Consider the following 890-nt stretch of genomic DNA (forward strand, 5'->3'; position numbering starts at 1 on the left):
CAGTCATATAAATCGCTGTTCCGGCCAGCGGAAGCGATCCCTGTCCGCCGGCTAGACGATCGCGGATTTCTCCACCAGATCCGGTCGCAGCACCGGCAAAAGGCTCAACGGTGGTTGGGAAGTTATGTGTTTCGGCTTTTAATGAAATTACCGAATCAAATTCTTTTTCTTGATAATAGTCGGGCTTGTCAGCAGTTTTTGGTGCGAACTGCGTAACTTTCGGTCCCTTAATAAATGCAACGTTATCTTTATACGCTGAAACAATTCCATTAGGATTTACTTCTGATGTTTTTTTAATTAGCTTAAATAATGAGGTTGGTTGCTGCTGGCCATCAATGACGAACGTTCCGTTGAATATTTTATGTCGACAATGCTCGGAATTTGCTTGAGAAAAAGCGAAAACTTCAGAATCTGTTAATTTACGTTTTAATTTCGTCGATAGCTCGTTCAAATACGTGACCTCTTCGGTACTTAGCGCCAAGCCTTCTTTTTTGTTATATTGGGCTATATCATCAACTTCTAAAATAGGCTCCGGATTTATTTTAACAGAAAAAATTTCCTGCGTCAGGGCTACAAATTTTTGAGAAATCATCGGATCGAATTCTGTAAAATCTGCTGGGACGCTATAGAATTCTTCGATTCTGATAATTCCTTGAATACCCATGTTTTGGGTAATTTCTACTGCATTCGTGCTCCAAGGTGTTATCATGGCAGCACGTGGCCCTACGAAATGATCGTTAAGAGTTTGCTCTGAAAGTTTTTTTGAATTTCCAAAGAGCCAATTAAGTTTAGCTGTGTCTTCTTGAGAGAGCTCTTGTTGGGTTTGCACACCGTAAACGATGTTGCTAGGGTTCACGAAGAAATGAATCATTATAACTGTATATTATTGA

Annotated in this window: 1 pseudogene; it reads right to left on the reverse strand. The window is 40.1% G+C overall.

What is annotated here, in order from left to right:
- Positions 1-871: pseudogene (locus HP439_RS19250) on the reverse strand (phosphoribosylformylglycinamidine synthase); the annotation flags it as partial.
- Positions 872-890: the final 19 nt, after the last annotated feature.

This window comes from Sphingobacterium shayense (assembly GCF_013179575.1).
Taxonomy (GTDB): Bacteria; Bacteroidota; Bacteroidia; order Sphingobacteriales; family Sphingobacteriaceae; genus Sphingobacterium; species Sphingobacterium shayense.